The sequence below is a fragment of the Glaciimonas sp. PCH181 genome (assembly GCF_003056055.1).
Classification (GTDB): Bacteria; Pseudomonadota; Gammaproteobacteria; order Burkholderiales; family Burkholderiaceae_D; genus Glaciimonas.
The window spans coordinates 1260357-1277188 of record NZ_PYFP01000001.1 but is presented as its reverse complement, the minus strand read 5'-3'; the positions used below and the strand labels follow the sequence as shown (position 1 = coordinate 1277188).

Here is a 16832-nt window from a genome sequence, read left to right as displayed (position 1 = left end):
CGTGTCTAACTCCCTAGTTATGCCCCCGATTTCAATTGCCATGGTTGCCGGAGAAGCTTCCGGCGACCTGCTGGCCAGTCGCTTGCTATCGGGCTTGCGACCGCATCTGCCGGACGCATCCATGTATGGCATCGGTGGCCCGAAGATGGCTGAATACGGATTTACCAGCCATTGGGCGATGGATAAGTTATCAGTCAACGGCTTGTTTGAAGTGCTGGCGCATTATCGTGAGCTCAAAGGGATTCAAATTGCATTGCGAGATCGCTTGCTCGCTGAAAAGCCTAACATTTTTATTGGTGTTGATGCTCCTGATTTTAATTTTGGCCTGGAAACGCAGCTTAATCAGGCTGGTATTCCCACCGTCCATTTTATAGGTCCCTCTATTTGGGCCTGGCGAGGTGGGCGCATCAAGAAGATTGCGCGCTCCGGCTCGCATATGTTGGTGATATTCCCATTCGAGGAAGAAATTTATCGGAAAGCTGGCATACCGGCGACCTATGTCGGTCATCCATTGGCGCAAGTCATCCCCATGGTGCCGGATGTTATAGCGGCGCGAGTGGAGCTTGCATTACCAGTTGACGCCACTGTGGTCGCAATCATGCCCGGCAGCCGTATGTCGGAATTAAAGTACAACACGGTAAGTTTTGTGGGCGCCGCGAAATTGCTGGCGTTGCGAGACCCGAATATCCGGTTTATAGCGCCGATGGCTGGTGATAAACAACGCAGATTGTTTATCGAGCTGGTGAAAGAAGCTGGCTTAGGGGATGTTCAAATCCAATTGCTCGACGGGCAGTCACATGCTGCCATGGCCGCAGCGGATGCTGTGTTGGTTGCATCCGGTACAGCTTCGCTAGAAGTCGCACTGTTTAAAAAGCCAATGGTTATCGCATACAAAATGATGCGTGCCACTTGGGAAATATTGCGCCATATGAGTTATCAGCCATGGATCGGTCTACCGAATATTCTGGCGCGCGAGTTCTTGGTGCCAGAACTGCTGCAACACGCAGCGACGCCGAAAGCGCTTGCGGACGCTTTATGGTCTCAGTTGGAAGATGTGCCGCATCAAGAAAGATTACGTGAGCGCTTTACCGCCATGCATTACAGCTTATTGCGCGATACTGCTAATGAAAGCGCGCAAGCAGTATTAAAAATCATTGAGCAACATAAATAATTCTTATTTTTTTATTGAAATATTTCAGCGTCACAATGAACTTATTATTTAACGAGCGTTTCCTCAGTATTTTAAGAAACGTTTGATAAGTCGGATGATGAGAGTTAATAGAAGTTGATGTCGGTGAATATTGAAGAATAATCTCTGCGGTTAGGAGATTTCAATATTTATTTTTAATATTTACCCGTTCGGATTTTACTTGAAACCTTCTATTAATAATCTTCCTTTATTTGATTACGATTACGCTAACGAAATCATTTGCGGCGTGGATGAGGCCGGTCGCGGACCGCTGGCAGGTCCGGTTTTTGCCGCTGCCGTAATTCTCGACCCTGCGCGTCCTATAAAGGGCTTGCGCGACTCTAAAAAACTGACTGCTGAACGGCGCGAGTTATTGGCTGTGCAAATCAAGGAATGCGCTTTAGCTTGGGCGATCGCCGAATGTTCGGAAGAGGAAATCGATACGCTGAATATTTTGCAGGCCAGCATGCTCGCTATGCGGCGTGCCGTCGAAGGTTTGTCGTTGTTGCCGACATTAGCACTGATTGATGGTAATCGTTGTCCGGTAATGGCGGTACGCTCGGAAGCAATCATCAAAGGCGACGATAAGGTGCAAGCAATTTCGGCGGCATCGATACTGGCTAAAACTGCGCGTGATAGCGCGTTGTGCGTATTGCATGAGCAGTACCCGCTATATGCTTTTGATCAGCACAAAGGGTATCCAACCTTATTGCACATGGAGCGGTTACGGCTCCACGGCGTATCGCCGGTTCATCGCAAATCTTATGCGCCAGTACGGGCTTTGCTGAAACTTTAAGCCTGGGTTGCTGAGCGCTGATAGTTGGTGCTGACATCGTTGGCTTAGATCGCCGGACAAGGTGCATCAAATTCTATTTTGCGCTCTACATCTGACTACAGAGATCGCTAGCTGCGAAAATTCCAATATCATTCTATTGAAGTAAGCATAGTGTTGACTCCGGCAATGTTGGCGTACCAATTCCCTATAATTTGCAAATATGAAACTAATTACCTCTCCATACAATTCTCTGTTTAAAGAATTGAAATTGCTCGCCACTCGCTCGCAAGCGCGACGGAAGATGGGTAAATCTTTGTTAGATGGCGTTCATTTGACCGAGGCCTATTTGCAACATTATGGATTTCCCGCATTGTGCGTTGCAAGCGAAAGTGCTTTATTGCATGCCGAGGCCGCGGCTTTGATTGCACGATGTGAGGCAGGCGGGGTTGAGTGCGTCGTTTTTCCCGACGCACAGTTTTCTATTTTTAGTCAGGTTGAGCACGGCGTTGGCCTTTTATTTGTCATCGACACGCCGCAATTTTCGCAACCGACCACCATTACACAATCCGCGGTTTTACTTGATAACCTACAAGATCCAGGTAATCTGGGTTCGATTTTGCGCAGCGCTGCTGCTGCCGGGATTAAACAAATTTATTGTTCTTCGGGAACGGTTTACGCTTGGTCGCCGAAGGTATTACGGGCCGGCATGGGTGCCCATTTCTTATTGCAGATTTTTGAGAATGTGGATCTTTTAGCACTAGTCTCCGATACGCAAATACCTGTTCTTGCAACTAGTTCTTATGCCGAAAAAAGCATATTTCAGGCCGATCTGAAAGCGCCCGTTGCTTGGTTGTTCGGTCATGAAGGGCAGGGCGTTGCTGAGGATTTATTGGCGCGGTCTAGTCACCAGGTAGTGATTCCGCATCTGGGCGAAATGGAATCGCTGAACGTTGCGGCTGCGGCCGCGATTTGTTTTTTTGAACAAGTGCGGCAAACGCAGCTTGAGATAAGTTAAAAGAATTACGGCTGCAATGATTGCGTTGCCTGCAGCCGAGAGAGTTTTTCTAAAATCTATCCTTCCAGCTCTGTTTTGATTTCCTGCAAAATAGTTGCTGCGATTTCTTCAATCGATTTTGTCGTGGATGACATCCAACGTATTCCTTCCCGCCGCATCATGGCCTCCGCCTCGTTCACCTCATAGCGGCAATTCGCCAAAGCGGCATACTTGCTGCCAGGAAGACGTTCATTACGAATTTCTGAAAGACGCTCTGGCAATATCGTTAGGCCAAAAATCTTTTGCTTAAATGGTACTAGGCCGCTAGGTAGTTTTTCGCGCTCAAAATCCTCTGGAATCAATGGATAGTTTGCGGCCTTAATGCCGTATTGCATTGCCAGATATAAACTTGTCGGCGTTTTCCCAGAGCGCGATACCCCCACCAAAATAACGTTTGCATCAGCCAGATTTTTATTTGACTGGCCATCGTCATGCGCCAACGAAAAATTAATCGCTTCAATCCTGTTTTTATACTCTTCCGAATTAGCCGTGTTATGGCTGCGTCCGATGGTATGAGATGACTTTATTCCCAATTCTTTCTCTAGTGGCTCAACAAAGGTTTGGATCAAATCCATGTGTATTGCTTTAGCTTGCTGAATCACTTTGGACAGGTCAGCCTTCACCAGTGTTGAAAAAACAATTGGTAATTTGCCATCCGTGATAAATGCTTCATTCACCCTGCGGGTGGCGTCATACGCCTTGTCCAGAGTATCGATAAACGGCAGACGCACTTGTTTAAAGCGTAGCTCAAACTGCGTCAATACCGAATGTCCGAACGTTTCAGCGGTAATCCCAGTGCCATCGGAAACAAAGAAAACAGTGCGATTGGCAGCTGGCAAGGGAAGTGTAGGGGCATCTGACATTATGTTTATAAGACCGGTAAAAATGACTTGAAAGGGAGATTGTGGATTACATCACGATAATTAGAGTACACCACAGAAATGATAACTAAATCGCAAGCGAACGTTAGGAAATGTCTTAAATTAGAACATCCTGTTACGTGTCTTGTGCTCACTTCTGATCCGAATTGGAATAAAATGGCGCCCAACGGATAAATTTATGCCTGACCTGACGAAGAATAACAAAAAGCTAAAGGTCGCGCGAACGCACTGTGAAAATTTCTTATCATCAAACTAGAGGTTGTTATGTCCAATGCAATACAGATGGGTGCTTCCCAGGGGGCCGCTTACGTCGCTCCTTTTGAAAATTTGCGAATGACGGATGTTGATTCCGTTGGCGGAAAAAACGCATCACTGGGTGAAATGATCAGCCAGCTTGCTTCGGCTGGTGTGCGTGTGCCGGGTGGCTTTGCTACTACAGCACAAGCTTTTCGGGATTTTTTGTCATACAGTGCAAATGGCGGCCTATCGCTGGCGCAGCGTATTGCAGATCGTCTTGAAACATTAGATATTGAAGACGTGCGGGCGTTGGGGCAAGCCGGTGCAGAAATTCGTGAGTGGATTGTTGCAACCCCATTTCAACCTCGCCTTGAGCAAGAAATTCAAGAGTCCTATCAGCGTCTGGTTGCCGATTCTTCCAGCGAGATGTCGTTTGCCGTGCGTTCTTCAGCTACTGCTGAGGATTTGCCTGATGCATCGTTTGCCGGTCAGCAAGAGACTTTCCTCAATGTTGTTGGTATCGAAAACGTACTTGAGGCAATGAAGCATGTATTTGCATCGTTGTATAACGACCGTGCGATTTCATATCGCGTGCATAAAGGTTTCACGCACGCTGAAGTTGCTCTGTCAGCAGGCGTGCAGCGCATGGTACGTTCGGATGTCGGCGCGGCGGGCGTTATGTTCACTTTGGATACTGAGTCCGGTTTCAAGGATGTTGTGTTCATCACATCAAGCTATGGCTTGGGCGAAACAGTGGTGCAGGGCGCGGTTAATCCGGATGAATTCTACGTTCATAAACCAATGCTAGAGCAAGGCAAGCTACCGATTATTCGTCGCAATATCGGTTCTAAACTGATCAAGATGGAATTCACGGGCGAAGCAAAAGCTGGTCGTTCCGTGCGTACTGTTGATGTGCCGATTGAATTGCGCAACCGCTACTCGCTGAACGATGCAGAAATCGTTGAGCTGGCAAAATACGCCACTATCATCGAGAAGCATTATCAGCGTCCGATGGATATCGAGTGGGGCAAAGATGGTCGCGACGGCAAGTTGTACATTTTGCAAGCGCGTCCAGAAACCGTAAAGTCACAAGAAAAGCCAACTGATGCGCAGCAGCGTTTCAGACTTAAAGGCAGCAGCAATGTTTTGACGACAGGTCGTGCGATCGGGCAAAAAATTGGTGCAGGTCCGGTTCGCGTGATTCATGACGCCGCCGATATGGAGCGTGTCCAACCGGGTGATGTGTTGGTTGCCGATATGACTGATCCTAATTGGGAGCCGGTTATGAAGCGCGCTGCCGCGATTGTCACCAACCGTGGTGGGCGTACCTGCCATGCGGCGATTATTGCGCGTGAGCTAGGCGTTCCGGCGGTGGTAGGTTGCGGTGATGCAACAGACATCCTTAAAGATGGCACATTCGTGACAGTTTCTTGCGCTGAAGGTGATGAAGGCAAGATCTACGACGGTCTGCTAGAAACTGAAGTGACGGAAGTTGCACGTGGCGAATTGCCAAAGCTGCCGTTGAAAATCATGATGAATGTAGGCAATCCGCAATTGGCTTTTGACTTCCAGTCGATTCCAAACGGTGGTGTTGGTTTAGCGCGTCTTGAATTCATCATCAATAACAATATCGGTGTACATCCTCGGGCGATTCTCGAATACCCCAATATCGATGCCGATCTGAAAAAAGCTGTCGAATCGGTAGCACGCGGACATGCATCGCCAAAAGCCTTTTATGTCGACAAACTAGCGGAAGGAATTGCGACTATTGCCGCAGCATTCTGGCCTAAGACAGTGATTGTCCGTTTATCCGACTTTAAATCGAATGAGTACAAAAAACTCATCGGTGGATCACGTTACGAGCCGGATGAAGAAAATCCGATGCTAGGTTTCCGTGGCGCTGCACGTTATTTGTCTAAAGATTTTGCCGAAGCATTCGAAATGGAATGTCAGGCAATGAAACGCGTACGTGAGGACATGGGCCTTACTAACGTTGAGATAATGGTGCCGTTTGTCCGAACAGTCGGTCAAGCTGAAAAAGTTATTGGTTTGCTGGGTAAAAATGGCCTTGTGCGCGGTGAAAACGGCTTGCGCGTCATCATGATGTGCGAAGTCCCATCTAACGCTATTTTGGCCGAAGAATTTTTGGAACATTTCGATGGCTTCTCCATTGGCTCCAACGATTTAACCCAATTAACCTTAGGGCTGGATCGTGATTCAGGAATGGAGTTATTGGCCGCTGATTTTGACGAACGTGACCCAGCAATTAAGGCGCTGTTGAGTAAAGTTATTGCAACTTGCCTCGCAAAAGGCAAGTACGTTGGTATTTGTGGTCAGGGACCTTCCGATCATCCTGACTTTGCTGAATGGCTGATGAAACAAGGTATTGAATCGATTTCACTTAATCCTGATACCGTTATCGATACTTGGCAGAAATTGGCCTCAGCCCAATAATATCCATGTTAATAATTCGCAGCGAATAATTATTCGCTGCGTTTTTGGATATTTTTTAAAATATGAATGCGAGCTTAAATGCTCGCATTTTTATTTGTGCGTTAGACTACGGTAACAAATAATTGCGGGGGAGTAATATATGGCAGCTTGGGTAGGGTGGTTATTACTAGGCGGCGTCTTGGTTTTGGCAGAATTATTTACCGGCACTTTTTATTTATTAATGGTTGCCGTGGGTATGGGCGCAGGCGCCATCGCGGCATCGTTTGGAATTAGTTTGGAATGGCAATTTGTAGTCGCTGCAATTATATCGGTGGCGGGTACTGTAGTCGTTCGCCGCAGTCGCTTCGGTAAGCGGGGTAGGGTCAATGCGGCACGAGACCGTAATGTTAATTTGGACATCGGGCAACCCATCGATATTGATGTTTGGCAAGCCAAAAGCATTAATGACGATGTGGCCAATGGTGAAATTTTTACGGCACGAGTTAAATATCGTGGCGCGTTGTGGGATGTTGAATTGGCACCTGGAGAACCGGCTCACGCAGGGCAATTCATCATTCAGGAATTACGTGGCAGTCACTTAATTGTGAGCAGTCATTCAAATAAATAACAAGCAAGGGATTCACTATGTTCGGAAGCGTATCTTTAGTTATATTTTTTATCGCCATTGTTTTTGTCATGAAAACCGTCAAAGTCGTACCTCAGCAGCACGCTTGGGTAGTCGAGCGATTAGGAAAATATCACGCAACCTTAGGCCCAGGACTAAGTATCGTGTTGCCATTCATAGATCGCGTTGCTTATAAACATATTTTGAAAGAAATCCCTCTCGACGTACCTCCGCAAGTATGTATTACTCGCGACAATACGCAGTTGCAAGTTGATGGCGTTTTGTACTTCCAAATTACCGATCCGATGCGTGCTTCTTATGGTTCATCGAATTATCTGGCCGCGATTACGCAGCTGGCCCAAACAACTCTGCGCTCGGTAATCGGGAAGATGGAGTTGGATAAAACCTTTGAAGAGCGCGATCACATCAACACTACCATCGTCAACGCTATCGATGAATCGGCAGCTAACTGGGGTGTGAAAGTGTTGCGCTATGAGATCAAGGATTTGACGCCGCCAAAGGAGATTCTGCACGCGATGCAGGCACAAATTACTGCTGAGCGTGAGAAGCGTGCTTTGATTGCAGCGTCCGAAGGTCGTAAACAAGAGCAGATTAATATTGCTACCGGTGAGCGTGAAGCTTCGATTGCCAAGTCAGAGGGTGAAAAGCAGGCATCGATTAACCGTGCTGAAGGTCAGGCTGCAGCGATCCTTTCGATTGCACAAGCAAGTGCTGAGGCTATCCGTAAAACTGCGGCAGCTTTGCAAGAGCCGGGTGGTACAGATGCAGCGAATCTGAAAGTTGCTGAACAATATGTTGCCGCTTTTAGTCAGCTTGCAAAAACTAATAACTCCATTATCGTCCCAGGAAATTTGGGTGATATGAGCGGCTTGATTGCTACAGCGATGCAAGTTGTAAAATCTCAAGGTGCGCCAAAAAAGCTTTAATTCTGTAATTGATAGAATATAGAAATAAAAACAGCGCCAGCAAAAGACATTTTGCTGGCGCTGTTTTCTTTTTCGGCCATAACTTTAGCCGGGTCAGAAATATTAACGGCGGTGTTGCTTCATCGCAGACTGCACTTCCCGCTCACCATCTCGTTGTTTTTCTGTATCACGCTTGTCATGTTGTTTTTTACCTTTGGCGAGGCCAATTTCACATTTAATACGCCCTCCCTTAAAGTGCATGTTCAGTGGTACTAACGTATATCCTGAGCGTTCGACTTTGATAATCAATTTCTTGATTTCCTCGGCGTGCAGCAGCAATTTACGGGTACGCACCGCCTCTGGATGGACGTGGCTGGATGCGCTCAACAGCGCGCTTATATGCGCGCCGAATAGAAATATTTCACCATTATGAATGGTGACGTAGGCTTCTTTTATCTGTGCGCGCCCGGCACGGATCGATTTTACTTCCCAGCCATGGAGTACCATGCCGGCTTCGAAACGTTCCTCGACAAAGTAATCGTGGAACGCTTTTTTGTTGTCAATAATACTCATGTAGTAGAAAGTGCCGCAGGTCGGTTAAAATTTCAAGTTGTGATTCTATCAAATGGTTGATATTTAATGGCAGTTGTACATAAAACGGTATTACTTGGATATAGCGCTGAACAGATGTTTGCGCTTGTCGAGCGGGTTGAAGATTACCCGATCTTCCTGCCTTGGTGCGGTGGCGTAGAGGTGCGCGAGCGCAATGGCGACAAATTGATCGCGACCCTCAACATACACTATCACGGCATCAAACAGTCATTTACCACCGAAAATATCAACACCGCGCCAGTTGCGATGAAGATGCGACTAGTGGAGGGGCCGTTCAAACATCTTGATGGTACGTGGACTTTTAAGTCGCTCCGGGCCGATGCATGCAAAATCGAATTCGATCTGCATTACGAGTTTTCTAATAAAATTCTCGATAAATTAATCGGACCGGTATTCAGTATGATCGCTAACAGTTTTGTCGACTCATTTTGTAAGCGCGCCGAAACTGTCTATGGGAATGCTCTCTGAGTTGCCTATATGACGATTATTTCCGATGCAGTTAATATTGATGATGACGCTGAAATTGCGCCACCGATCAAAATTCAGGTTTGCTACGGCACGTCATCCCGGCAATTCCTTAGGGCGCTGACCGTGCCGAAGGGTATTTCGCTGCACGATGCCATATTCCGTAGCGGGTTGCTGGAAGAATACCGCGAAATCGACCTAAGCCAGTGTCGCGTAGGTATCTTTGGCAAGCTGAAAACTCCTGCAACAGTGGTGCGCGACGGAGATCGGATAGAAGTTTATCGTGGATTGATCGCCGATCCGAAGGATGCCAGACGTAACCGCGCAATTAAAACGGCGTCAGAAGACGATAAACTGTCCCTCGACAAAAAGACACGTTGACTCTTCTGATTGCGCGATACAGCTTTATTTGCACTCATCCAATACCCGCTTGTTGTCGCGCGATGCCTGATCCCGTTGGTTATCGTCAAAAAACGCGCGTTGTCCATTTTTGTCCATCTGGGCTATGCGTTGACCAGAATCAAGGGTGCGCTGATAGGCGCGTGCTGTGTCGCAGTTTCTGGCCTTACTAGCCGCATCTTTGGCGCTGTCAGCCGCCTTCTTTTCTTTTGCCACCTGATCATCCTGGCGCTTCTTGAATGCAGCATTTTGGTCCGCTAAGGTCGGCGGGCTTTTGTCATTATTTTGCGCATCATTACTCTCGGCGTTACTGCTGCTGACATCCGCACTAGGCACCGAAAATTTGCCCGGCATTTTGAGGATACGTTTGGCGGGTATAGAAGTGGGTGGCGGCATATCAGAGTATTGTTTGTTGCCCTTTTCATCTAGCCAGACATATTGTGCCAAAGCAGCGCTGCCGACGCTCAGCACACAAAGGGTAGCGATGGCGATAAAACATTGTTTAATGCGGGATGGAGTCATTTTATTCCTTGAACACATGAGCGCGTTGTGCTGACGTTGACGGTCACTAAAAACGTAATGCGATTATTTCGCCATGCTTTGAATGACATGTCAATCTGTCAGCGAGTCTTTTGGCAGAATAGTTGCTAAGTTAAGTAAAACACTCGTAATTGGTATTTTCTAAAAAAGTCATGCCGCCTTTGTCAGTTTTTTTGATAAGCTCCGCCAAGCGCTTTTTGTAGCTTGCAAATTAAAATGCACTACGTCAGCGACGCGTTGTCAAGATTTCTGTATAATTCGGTTTTGCGCCTATAGGAAAAGCTATGCGTCTAGTTGAAAATGCACTCACATTCGATGATGTGCTGTTAGTTCCGGCTTATTCGGACGTACTCCCCAAAGATACCACTCTCAAGACACGCTTGACGCGCAACATCGCGTTGAACATCCCGCTATTGTCGGCTGCGATGGATACCGTGACTGAAGCTCGTTTGGCCATTGCCATGGCGCAGGAAGGTGGCATTGGCATCATTCACAAAAACTTGACTGCGCAAGAACAGGCGCGCGAAGTTGCCAAGGTCAAGCGTTTTGAGTCTGGCGTAGTGCGTGATCCGATCACCATTCCGCCAACAATGCTTATTCGTGATGTGATTGCGTTGTCAGAACAGCACGGTATTAGTGGCTTCCCCGTCGTCGAAGGCAAAAGTCTGATTGGTGTCATCACCAATCGTGATTTACGTTTCGAGGAAGAATTGGATGCCCAAGTCCGTGCCAAAATGACGCCGCGCGAACGTTTGGTATACGTTAAAGACGGTGCTGATTTAAGCGAAGCTAAACGCTTGATGAACAAGCATCGCCTAGAGCGCGTAATGGTGGTTAACGACGCATTTGAGCTGCGTGGTCTGATCACTGTTAAAGATATTCAAAAATCCACTACCCATCCGTTGGCATCGAAAGATGATCAAGGCAAGTTACGCGTTGGTGCTGCTGTTGGTGTCGGTGTAGACAATGAAGAACGCATCGCTTTACTGGTCAAGGCCGGTGTTGACGTTATCGTTGTAGACACTGCGCACGGTCACTCCAAAGGTGTGCTGGATCGTGTCAAATGGGTCAAGCAAAACTTTCCCGGTGTTGATGTTATCGGCGGCAATATTGCCACGGCCGCAGCCGCGTTAGCGCTGGTTGAGCATGGTGCTGACGGCGTTAAAGTCGGTATCGGTCCGGGATCAATTTGCACTACGCGGATTGTTGCTGGCGTTGGCGTACCGCAAATCTCCGCTATCGCTAATGTCGCTGCGGCCCTCAAAGGTACGGGCGTTCCCGTCATCGCAGACGGTGGTGTACGCTTTTCTGGCGACATAGCCAAGGCGCTGGCTGCCGGGGCTTCCACCGTCATGATGGGTAGCATGTTTGCTGGTACAGAAGAAGCGCCGGGCGAAGTAATTCTGTTCCAGGGACGCAGCTACAAATCATATCGTGGCATGGGTAGTCTGGGCGCGATGTCGGATGGCTCCGCTGATCGTTACTTTCAGGATTCAGCGAGCAAAGCAGACAAGTTTGTACCGGAAGGCATCGAAGGTCGCGTACCTTACAAAGGCAGCGTCCTGACGATCCTGTATCAGATGATCGGCGGCGTTCGTTCGTCAATGGGTTATTGCGGTTGTGCCACGATTGAAGACCTGCAAAGTAAGGCTGAATTCGTGCAAATCACTTCAGCCGGTATGCGCGAATCGCACGTTCATGATGTGCAGATCACGAAGGAAGCGCCGAACTATCGGACGGAGTGATCGGCGTTAGGTAGAAGCGCTTGTGCCTGCTGTGAATTTCGCGCCACGTGTGGTTTACCTCACGTGGCGCTTATGGTTTTAGCGGTATGCGCGCGGACTGCGTCATCATGATTGAAGCCTGGGCGCGACTGCTGTGCTATTAGTCGCCAGATGCAGACGTTAAGCAGATTTTTGATTCGATTTACATTCTATTTTTAAGCTATTTAGGCGCACATCATGCACTCAAAAATACTCATTCTCGACTTCGGTTCACAGGTTACTCAGCTGATTGCACGTCGTGTGCGTGATGCCGGTGTATTTTCCGAGGTCTATCCCTACGACGTCTCCGACGAATTCATTCGCAATTACGGCGCTGCCGGTGTGATTTTATCTGGCGGACAAAACAGCGTTACCGAGGGCGATACCCCGCGCGTGCCGCAAGCCGTATTCGAGTTGGGTGTGCCTGTATTCGGTATTTGCTATGGCATGCAAGCTATGGCTGAGCAGCTCGGCGGCAAGGTCGAGATGGGTACGGTTCGCGAATTCGGTTACGCCGAAGTGCGCGCGCGTGGTCATACTGCGCTGCTAAACGATATCAGCGATTTCGTCACGGCGGACGCCCATGCCATGCTGAAAGTTTGGATGAGCCACGGCGATAAAGTCCATCAATTGCCAACAGGTTTCAAGCTGATGGCATCGACACCAAATTGCCCGATTGCAGGCATGGCGGACGAAGAGCGCAAATTCTACGGCGTGCAATTCCATCCGGAGGTTACCCACACAGTGCAAGGCGAAGCAATCCTCAAGCGCTTCGTCGTCGATATTTGTGGATGTAAGCCGGATTGGAATATGCCGGATTACATCGCAGAAGCGGTAGCGTCTATTCGTCAGCAAGTGGGTACTGACGAAGTCATTCTCGGTTTGTCTGGGGGCGTTGATAGCAGCGTCGCTGCCGCATTGATCCATCGCGCCATTGGCGACCAGTTGACGTGCGTATTCGTCGATCATGGTTTGCTGCGTCTGGATGAGGGCAAAATGGTCATGGAAATGTTTGCCGAAAATCTGGGTGTGAAAGTCATCCGGGTTGATGCAACCGCGCAATTCATGGGATTTTTAGAAGGCGTAACCGACCCTGAAGCCAAACGTAAAATTATCGGCCGTGAATTTGTTGAAGTTTTCCAGGCTGAATCAATGAAGCTGAAAAATGCTAAATGGTTAGCTCAGGGGACTATTTACCCAGACGTCATTGAAAGTGCTGGCAAGGGTAAAAAAGGCGCGACTATCAAGAGTCATCACAACGTTGGCGGCTTACCAGAAACATTGAATTTGAAATTGCTGGAACCCCTGCGCGAACTGTTCAAGGATGAGGTCCGCAAACTAGGCGTTGCCCTCGGCCTGCCACACGCAATGGTCTACCGGCATCCGTTCCCAGGCCCCGGTTTGGGTGTACGTATTTTAGGCGAAGTCAAAAAAGAATTCGCTGATCTGTTACGCCGCGCCGACGCCATTTTTATCGAAGAACTACGTAACACCAAAGATGAAAATGACTTATCGTGGTACGACAAAACCAGTCAGGCATTTGCAGTATTTTTGCCGGTCAAATCAGTCGGCGTGATGGGCGATGGACGTACCTACGAATACGTGGTCGCACTGCGTGCGGTACAGACGCTGGACTTCATGACCGCCCAATGGGCCCATTTACCGCACGAGTTGCTTGGTCGCGTATCAAACCGCATCATCAACGAAGTACGGGGCATAAATCGCGTGGTCTATGATATTTCAGGAAAGCCACCGGCTACGATCGAGTGGGAGTGATTTGAGGTTGTTCGGGGACTATCGGTGTCTATCGAAAAAGTGATGTAAGTTATTGATTTATAAGAATTTACGTCTCGGTAGCTATCGGTAGCTATCGACCCCCAGCAAAATAACTTGCCGGTAAAGCTGACGGTAAGATTTTGACCTCGGATTCAGACCCAGATTTTTACCGTTATGACTATTTCAGTCTTGACGGTAAAAATCACCCCGGAAAGCTAGGTTTCATGCGGGTTTTCGGGCATCTTTAGGTCTTCTGACCCTTGACGGTAAAAACCGTCTCGAACAGGAGAAAAACCAAGATGCTTACCGACACCGCACTCCGAAACCTCAAGCTTGGCGCGGCTCCGTACAAGCTCGCCGACCGTGACGGTATGTATGTCATGGTATCAACGGCGGGAACAATCGCTTTCCGCTACGACTACCGCCTCAATGGGCGTCGAGAGACGCTGACTATCGGCCGCTATGGGCCGGCAGGGATCTCGCTGGCGATGGCCCGGGAAAAGCTGCTGGATGCCAAGCGGGTAATTGGTAATGGCAAGTCCCCAGCCATGGAGAAGCAGCGCGAAAAACGCCGCCTGACCGAGGCCAAGACTTTCGGCGAGTTTACCGTCAAGTGGCTGGTCGGTGCCAAGATGGCGGAAACCACGCGCTCGATGCGCAAAAGCATCATCGATCGCGACATCACTCCAATTTTCAAAAATCGACTGCTCGGCGAGATTAGCGCCGACGATCTTCGAACGCTGTGCCAGAAGGTCAAGGCGCGAGGAGCGCCGTCCACCGCCGTCCACGTCCGCGACATCGTCAAACAGATCTACGTCTTTGCGATCCTGCATGGTGAGAAGGTCGCCAATCCTGCGGACGATGTGGGGGCGGCATCCATTGCCACGTTTGTTCCGAAGGACAGGGCGCTTACTCCAACCGAAATCCGGTTGATGCATCGCCAGATGGAATCGGTAGCGACATACCCCACGATCCGACTGGCGCTGCGGATGATCCTCCTCACCTTAGTGCGTAAGAGCGAGTTGATTCAGGCGACTTGGGATGAGGTTGATTTCGAGTCGGCTCTATGGACCATTCCTAAGTCCCGTATGAAGGGCCGCAATCCGCACAACGTCTATCTTTCCAGCCAAGCACTTGACATCATGGTGGCGCTGCACACTTGCGCCGGTGGCTCTAAGTACGTGCTGCCGTCGCGTTACGACGCGGATCGGTGCATGTCCCCGGCAACGTTGAATCGGGTCACGCAGATCGTGGCTGAGCGGGCGAAAACAGCCGGTCTGCCACTGGAACCGTTCACAGTGCATGACCTGAGGCGAACCGGATCGACATTGCTCAACGAAGGTGGCTTTAACCGCGACTGGATCGAGAAGTGCTTGGCGCACGAGGAAGGACGTTCGTCGCGAGCCATTTACAACAAAGCGGAATACGGTGAGCAGCGTCGGCACATGCTGCAGGAGTGGGCGAATATGGTTGATGCCTGGGGGGAAGGCGGTGCTTATACGGCCACGCTGCTCCCAGTTTCGCTGTCGGTGCCTACGCTGCGGGCGCTTGTTTGACGGGGCGTCGCTTGCGTTGGCGCACGTCCGGTGAAGGGGCGCGTTTCAGCGCATCTGCATCCGAGGCTTGGCGGCGTGCCGCCAGCCAGGCCTCCACCTCCGCAAGATCCCACACCACGCAACGCGGTGTCAGATTGAAGCCTCTCGGAAATTCGCCACGACGCTCCATGTCGTAGATTGTCGTATCGGCAAGCGGGACCAACTGGTGCAGTTCGGGTCGGCGGATGGTGCGCCGGAAGGGAAGTGGGCGCGCGACGACAAGTTGGTAGCGTTCTTCGTACCTGTCCACGCCACGAGGCGGTTCGGCCGACGTGCTGCGAACGTCGAGGCGGTCGAGTTGGCTGGAATCTTGGTTATCCATCTTTTGCTCCCCCAAGGGACGATGCTTGTTGAGTCATCGTTCGGAATTGGTCACGTAGAGCAATGGTGACTATCCGCAGTCTTATGGGCAACTTGCTAGGGCGTACTTGGGCAGGGCGCTGCCAAGTCACGCGCCAGCCAACTTGACAAGTGTCAGAAGTTTTTGCATAATTCTACCAAATAGGAGCGTTTCGTCATGCAAACCATTGCCAAACAAGTGCTGGAATACGCGGCCGGGTTGCCGGAAGGCACTCCTTTGGTTGCGAAAGAGCTTCTGCATTTGGGTGGTAGGGCTGCCGTCGATCAAGTGCTCTCTCGCCTGGTGAAGCGCGGTGCTTTGTTGCGGGCTGGGCGAGGTATTTACGTCTTGCCCGTGGAGAGTCGTTTCGGGACGCATGCACCGTCCACCAGCAAAATGGTCGAGGGACTGGCTATCCAGCGTGGGGAAACGATCGTGCTCCACGGGGCAGCCGCGGCCAATGCGCTTGGTCTCACCACCCAAGTGCCAATGAAGGCCATCTATCTGACATCTGGGCGCAATCGGCATCTGAAGGTCGGCGCGCATACGGTCGAGTTCCGACATGCGCCCATCTGGCAATTGATCTTTCCTGGGCGTCCTGCGGGAGAGGTAGTGCGGGCGCTCGCTTGGCTTGGGCCTGAGAAGGCTGGCGAAGCACTGCGCAAGCTACGCTCAAAATTACCGCCTTCTGAGCTGGAGGACGTTGTCTCGGCACGTGCTCGTCTACCAACATGGATGGCACGGGAGGTTAGCTCCCTAGTGTTGCATGACTGATGTCTTCCAATGCTTAGTGTGAGAGGTCCGTGTGCATGCATCGGCCTTGGTCTATAGGTTTTGTCAGTCGATCTTGTGTGGGCGACGGTTGACATGGCCGGGCTAGGTTTCTGTTTTCAAGTCGTGCGTAAAACGTTTTGATTAAAACCTTTCGATAAAAATGAGGAGAACAGCATGGAATTCGCGCCCGGGGATCTGGTCTGCCTAAAGTCTGGCGGTCCTACAATGACAGTGGAAAAATCTGGCAAGACGGCTATGTTCGAGGAAGAGGCTGTATGGGTTGTCTGGTTTGAGAAAGTAGGGGTTAAACAAGTCGTTCAGCGCGAGACTTTCAGCCCTGTTCTACTTGAAAAAGTCGAGTCTCGCCCTTCTGGTTCACTTAGAGTGACGAGAGCGTAACAATGATCAGGGCCGCGTTCATCGGAGTTGATCGTTACATTGATCCATA

General features: G+C 49.7%; 17 protein-coding genes. 13 read left to right on the top strand and 4 right to left on the bottom strand.

Annotated elements, in window-relative coordinates; genetic code table 11:
• Positions 1-19: 19 nt before the first annotated feature.
• The 3 genes from lpxB (at position 20) to C7W93_RS05770 (ending at position 2979) form a co-directional block, all read left to right on the top strand.
• Positions 20-1171: a lipid-A-disaccharide synthase gene (lpxB, locus tag C7W93_RS05780; RefSeq protein WP_255419148.1), complete on the top strand. Its 1152-nt coding sequence runs from the start codon at positions 20-22 to the stop codon at positions 1169-1171.
• A 199-nt stretch (positions 1172-1370) separates the two neighbouring features.
• Positions 1371-1985 (top strand): ribonuclease HII, encoded by a 615-nt coding sequence (rnhB, locus tag C7W93_RS05775; RefSeq protein WP_108439165.1) that lies wholly within the window; start codon positions 1371-1373, stop codon positions 1983-1985.
• A 199-nt stretch (positions 1986-2184) separates the two neighbouring features.
• Positions 2185-2979 (top strand): RNA methyltransferase, encoded by a 795-nt coding sequence (locus tag C7W93_RS05770; RefSeq protein WP_108439164.1) that lies wholly within the window; start codon positions 2185-2187, stop codon positions 2977-2979.
• Between the two features lie 56 nt (positions 2980-3035).
• On the opposite strand, the gene C7W93_RS05765 is transcribed toward C7W93_RS05770, so the two are convergent.
• Entirely contained in the window at positions 3036-3881 is an 846-nt protein-coding gene (locus C7W93_RS05765) for a pyruvate, water dikinase regulatory protein (protein ID WP_108439163.1), read from the bottom strand.
• Positions 3882-4181: 300 nt separating this feature from the next.
• On the opposite strand from C7W93_RS05765, the gene ppsA reads away from it, so the two are divergent.
• The 3 genes from ppsA to C7W93_RS05750 all read left to right on the top strand — a co-directional run bounded on the left by ppsA (position 4182) and on the right by C7W93_RS05750 (position 8141).
• Positions 4182-6590, top strand: coding sequence for a phosphoenolpyruvate synthase (gene ppsA / locus C7W93_RS05760; protein ID WP_108439162.1), 2409 nt, complete (start codon positions 4182-4184; stop codon positions 6588-6590).
• A 139-nt stretch (positions 6591-6729) separates the two neighbouring features.
• Entirely contained in the window at positions 6730-7197 is a 468-nt protein-coding gene (locus C7W93_RS05755; RefSeq protein ID WP_108439161.1) for an NfeD family protein, read from the top strand.
• Between the two features lie 17 nt (positions 7198-7214).
• Positions 7215-8141 (top strand): SPFH domain-containing protein, encoded by a 927-nt coding sequence (locus C7W93_RS05750; protein WP_108439160.1) that lies wholly within the window; start codon positions 7215-7217, stop codon positions 8139-8141.
• A gap of 102 nt (positions 8142-8243) precedes the next feature.
• Here the strand turns inward: C7W93_RS05750 and smpB are convergent, their stop codons facing one another.
• Entirely contained in the window at positions 8244-8693 is a 450-nt protein-coding gene (gene smpB / locus C7W93_RS05745; protein ID WP_108439159.1) for an SsrA-binding protein SmpB, read from the bottom strand.
• A 66-nt stretch (positions 8694-8759) separates the two neighbouring features.
• On the opposite strand from smpB, the gene C7W93_RS05740 reads away from it, so the two are divergent.
• Complete coding sequence (locus tag C7W93_RS05740) at positions 8760-9200, top strand: type II toxin-antitoxin system RatA family toxin (protein WP_108439158.1); 441 nt, start codon at positions 8760-8762, stop codon at positions 9198-9200.
• Positions 9201-9209: 9 nt separating this feature from the next.
• A complete protein-coding gene (locus C7W93_RS05735) occupies positions 9210-9578 on the top strand; it encodes an RnfH family protein (protein ID WP_108439157.1) in 369 nt (122 codons plus the stop codon).
• Between the two features lie 24 nt (positions 9579-9602).
• On the opposite strand, the gene C7W93_RS05730 is transcribed toward C7W93_RS05735, so the two are convergent.
• Entirely contained in the window at positions 9603-10118 is a 516-nt protein-coding gene (locus tag C7W93_RS05730) for a DUF4124 domain-containing protein (RefSeq protein WP_225869758.1), read from the bottom strand.
• A gap of 302 nt (positions 10119-10420) precedes the next feature.
• Here C7W93_RS05730 and guaB point away from each other — a divergent pair, with 302 nt between their 5' ends.
• The 3 genes from guaB to C7W93_RS05715 all read left to right on the top strand — a co-directional run bounded on the left by guaB (position 10421) and on the right by C7W93_RS05715 (position 15231).
• Positions 10421-11881, top strand: a complete 1461-nt coding sequence (guaB, locus tag C7W93_RS05725) for an IMP dehydrogenase (RefSeq protein ID WP_108439155.1) — start codon at positions 10421-10423, stop codon at positions 11879-11881.
• 216 nt (positions 11882-12097) lie between these two features.
• Positions 12098-13675, top strand: coding sequence for a glutamine-hydrolyzing GMP synthase (guaA, locus tag C7W93_RS05720; RefSeq protein ID WP_108439154.1), 1578 nt, complete (start codon positions 12098-12100; stop codon positions 13673-13675).
• A 299-nt stretch (positions 13676-13974) separates the two neighbouring features.
• Positions 13975-15231, top strand: a complete 1257-nt coding sequence (locus C7W93_RS05715) for a tyrosine-type recombinase/integrase (protein ID WP_108439153.1) — start codon at positions 13975-13977, stop codon at positions 15229-15231.
• Here C7W93_RS05715 and C7W93_RS05710 read toward each other — a convergent pair.
• Positions 15209-15592: an AlpA family transcriptional regulator gene (locus tag C7W93_RS05710; protein WP_108439152.1), complete on the bottom strand. Its 384-nt coding sequence runs from the start codon at positions 15590-15592 to the stop codon at positions 15209-15211. The genes C7W93_RS05715 and C7W93_RS05710 overlap by 23 nt on opposite strands.
• A 195-nt stretch (positions 15593-15787) precedes the next feature.
• Here C7W93_RS05710 and C7W93_RS05705 point away from each other — a divergent pair, with 195 nt between their 5' ends.
• Entirely contained in the window at positions 15788-16384 is a 597-nt protein-coding gene (locus tag C7W93_RS05705) for a DUF6088 family protein (RefSeq protein ID WP_108439151.1), read from the top strand.
• 174 nt (positions 16385-16558) lie between these two features.
• Positions 16559-16783 carry a DUF2158 domain-containing protein gene (locus C7W93_RS05700; RefSeq protein ID WP_108439150.1) on the top strand — a complete coding sequence of 75 codons (225 nt, stop codon included), beginning with the start codon at positions 16559-16561 and terminating at the stop codon, positions 16781-16783.
• Positions 16784-16832 lie beyond the last annotated feature (49 nt).

Bases quoted from the DNA above. Each gene is read 5' to 3' on its own strand.
- ppsA (WP_108439162.1), top strand. From the start codon at position 4,182: ATGGGTGCTTCCCAGGGGGCCGCTTACGTCGCTCCTTTTGAAAATTTG.
- C7W93_RS05730 (WP_225869758.1), bottom strand. From the start codon at position 10,118: ATGACTCCATCCCGCATTAAACAATGTTTTATCGCCATCGCTACCCTT.
- C7W93_RS05705 (WP_108439151.1), top strand. From the start codon at position 15,788: ATGCAAACCATTGCCAAACAAGTGCTGGAATACGCGGCCGGGTTGCCG.
- C7W93_RS05715 (WP_108439153.1), top strand. From the start codon at position 13,975: ATGCTTACCGACACCGCACTCCGAAACCTCAAGCTTGGCGCGGCTCCG.
- C7W93_RS05750 (WP_108439160.1), top strand. From the start codon at position 7,215: ATGTTCGGAAGCGTATCTTTAGTTATATTTTTTATCGCCATTGTTTTT.
- smpB (WP_108439159.1), bottom strand. From the start codon at position 8,693: ATGAGTATTATTGACAACAAAAAAGCGTTCCACGATTACTTTGTCGAG.
- C7W93_RS05735 (WP_108439157.1), top strand. From the start codon at position 9,210: ATGACGATTATTTCCGATGCAGTTAATATTGATGATGACGCTGAAATT.
- lpxB (WP_255419148.1), top strand. From the start codon at position 20: ATGCCCCCGATTTCAATTGCCATGGTTGCCGGAGAAGCTTCCGGCGAC.
- C7W93_RS05740 (WP_108439158.1), top strand. From the start codon at position 8,760: ATGGCAGTTGTACATAAAACGGTATTACTTGGATATAGCGCTGAACAG.
- C7W93_RS05765 (WP_108439163.1), bottom strand. From the start codon at position 3,881: ATGTCAGATGCCCCTACACTTCCCTTGCCAGCTGCCAATCGCACTGTT.
- guaA (WP_108439154.1), top strand. From the start codon at position 12,098: ATGCACTCAAAAATACTCATTCTCGACTTCGGTTCACAGGTTACTCAG.
- C7W93_RS05755 (WP_108439161.1), top strand. From the start codon at position 6,730: ATGGCAGCTTGGGTAGGGTGGTTATTACTAGGCGGCGTCTTGGTTTTG.
- C7W93_RS05710 (WP_108439152.1), bottom strand. From the start codon at position 15,592: ATGGATAACCAAGATTCCAGCCAACTCGACCGCCTCGACGTTCGCAGC.
- C7W93_RS05700 (WP_108439150.1), top strand. From the start codon at position 16,559: ATGGAATTCGCGCCCGGGGATCTGGTCTGCCTAAAGTCTGGCGGTCCT.
- guaB (WP_108439155.1), top strand. From the start codon at position 10,421: ATGCGTCTAGTTGAAAATGCACTCACATTCGATGATGTGCTGTTAGTT.
- C7W93_RS05770 (WP_108439164.1), top strand. From the start codon at position 2,185: ATGAAACTAATTACCTCTCCATACAATTCTCTGTTTAAAGAATTGAAA.